Source organism: Bradyrhizobium sp., from assembly GCF_019242285.1.
In the GTDB taxonomy this organism is placed as follows: domain Bacteria; phylum Pseudomonadota; class Alphaproteobacteria; order Rhizobiales; family Xanthobacteraceae; genus Bradyrhizobium.
This window is the reverse complement of the sequence record NZ_JAFAVV010000558.1, coordinates 1-2,295: the sequence shown is the minus strand read 5'-3', so window position 1 is coordinate 2,295 and position 2,295 is coordinate 1. Positions and strand designations below refer to the sequence as shown.

3 protein-coding genes are annotated in these 2,295 nt (G+C 62.4%); 1 reads left to right on the top strand and 2 read right to left on the bottom strand.

Annotated features, from left to right (window positions below; translation table 11 throughout):
• Together JOY90_RS22565 and JOY90_RS22560 are read right to left on the bottom strand one after the other, a co-directional pair.
• The coding region (locus JOY90_RS22565) for an efflux RND transporter periplasmic adaptor subunit (protein WP_291693325.1) at positions 1–894 on the bottom strand (894 nt) is incomplete at its 3' end.
• Between the two features lie 249 nt (positions 895–1,143).
• Positions 1,144–1,902 (bottom strand): sensor histidine kinase, encoded by a 759-nt coding sequence (locus tag JOY90_RS22560; protein WP_291693324.1) that lies wholly within the window; start codon positions 1,900–1,902, stop codon positions 1,144–1,146.
• Positions 1,903–2,032: 130 nt separating this feature from the next.
• On the opposite strand from JOY90_RS22560, the gene JOY90_RS22555 reads away from it, so the two are divergent.
• Positions 2,033–2,295: TetR/AcrR family transcriptional regulator (locus JOY90_RS22555; protein WP_291693323.1), on the top strand; the 263-nt coding region annotated here is incomplete at its 3' end.

Below are 2,295 nucleotides of genomic sequence, written 5' to 3'. Positions count from 1 at the left end.
GATCTCGGTTGCGGGTTTCGTCCCGGCGGTGCCCGCGACGGCGCTTCCAAGCGTCATCGCTGCGGGCGGGTTTTGGATCGCGACTTTCACACGAACGGTGAAGCTCTTGGGGTCGACGGCAGGCGATATCTCCCTGACGTGGCCTGTAGCGGTCACGTCAGGACTCGAGACCAGCGCGAGCGAGACGCTGCCGCTCTCTACATCGCCCAAGAACATCGATTCAGGGACATCGAAGACGGCGTCGCGTTCGCCGTCTTCAGTCAGCGTGAAGACGGATTGGGCGGCCTGCACGACTTGCCCGACCTCGAGGTTACGGGCGGTAATCACACCCGCGGCGCGGGCGTGCAGTTCGTTATCGCCGAGCGCCTCGCGGGTCCTTCCAAGCTCCGCTTTCGCCGATTCAAGCGTGCTCTGGGCCGTTCGCAATTGCTCCTGCGCCTGGTCGTAGGCGACGCGGGTGGTGAACCCGTTCGAGAGAAGCTGGTTCTGCCGATCGAACGTCGCCTGCGCCACGCGCAGCTGGGCCTCCGCCGCAGCCACACTTGCGGTCGCGGCGTCAAAATCAGCCTGCGGCTCGGCCGGGTCGAGGCTGGCCAAGAGGTCGCCGGCATTGACGTGGGCACCGACGTCCACCAGGCGTGCGAGCACGCGACCGCTCACACGAAAGGAGAGGTCGGCGCGCAAACGGGCCTGGACCTCGCCGGTCAAGGTGAGGGAAGTCCGGCCGTCCCGCGGCTGCACGATTTCGGTGTGCACGAGTGCGGCGCGCTCCAGGCTGCTGGCGGCGTGGTCATTGCAGGCGGCGAGCGGGGCCGCCAGAAGCGCGAGTGCGAGCGCAATATTGACATGCCTCAGAATGGCCTGAGCGAGCACATCGGGAAGGGAATGCGACACGGTGGTCTCCTATTTAATAAACTATACGGTATAGTTTAATTATCGGGTCGTCAAGTCCGAAATCGGACTGAGAGGCAAGTTGCGTTCGACACCGAGACCGGGCGGAGGACCAGCGAGCATAGGCGGAGGGCCCGGAGGCGGGCCGGGCAGCTGTGCAAGCGCTGCACTTGGCGCGAACGCCGCGGCACCGAGCAACACGCTCGCAGAGAGGGTGAGAAGAGCTTTCGTCGACACCTGTGTCTCCTTGATCTACACCTTTGATTGGATAGCAATGTGATTCGTCCGCTCACCGGCGGCCGGCACGGAAGGCAGTGGCGGCACAACCTTCAATCGACGACGGGTTCTGGGGCGGCGAGCAGCGACCGCGCGGTTCGCGTGCTGCTCGCGCTGCGTCAGGGGGAAGTCCAGAGCGAACGACGTCGACGTCGTGCTGAAGGTGTGACTCATCTTGCCGCCCAGGCTTTTTGCGAGTTCGCTGACGATCCGCAGGCCGCGGCCAGGCTTGATCCTTCCGAGGCCCGATCCGTTGTCGGAGACCCAGCAGTTCACCCAGGAGCGCGTACACATCAGTTTGACCTTGATTTCGCCGTCGCGGCCATCGAAGCAGGCATGACGGACCGCGTTCGTCACCAACTCGTACACAGCCAATGCCAGGCGCCAGCATCGCTCGGACTCCAGCGGCAACGTGTCGGTCGACAATAGAAGGTGCATGTTCATGCGATCCACTTTGCATCGGCTCATGGCGAGGCCGAGCTTGCGAAGCTGTTCGCCGGCATCGACGAGCGCGTCGCGATCCGGCATCGTCAGAATGTTGTGGACCTCGACATGCTGGTGAAGCAGGTCGACGACATTGCTCAGCTCTTCCTTGGCGTCGACGTTGTCGGTCCAGATCGCCTTGAAGGAGACGAGGTTGATGACCGAGGCGAGCTCGTTCCTGATGCGGTGATTCAGCTCGTCCAGAAGGGTTCGTCCCTCCAGCGCGGTTGGATGGGCTATGGATTGGGGCACAGCAGTCTCCTGAGTGATTTAAACTATACCGTATAGTTTATTTTGCTTGCACTTCGATCGCGATCGTGTCAAGCCGGGATCGTCTGCGAGCGCCGGCGCTCGCAGTATCGTGAATACGGGGTGAAAGCCGATGGCGACCAAGAACCAGGATTTGAAACGTCCGCGTGTCGGAAGACCGCCCAAAGACATGGCGGGCGACGTGAAAGCGCGAATCCTCGATGCTGCCCAGCGCGTATTCCTCAAGAGAGGCTATCAAAGCGCGAGTCTCGATGAGATCGCGGAAGTGGCGCCGGCAAGCAAGCCGACGATCTATGCCCACTTCGATGGAAAGGAGGCGCTGTTCGAGGCGGTCGTCGCCCGCGTCCTCGACGGATTGACGAATTTCAAGGGTTT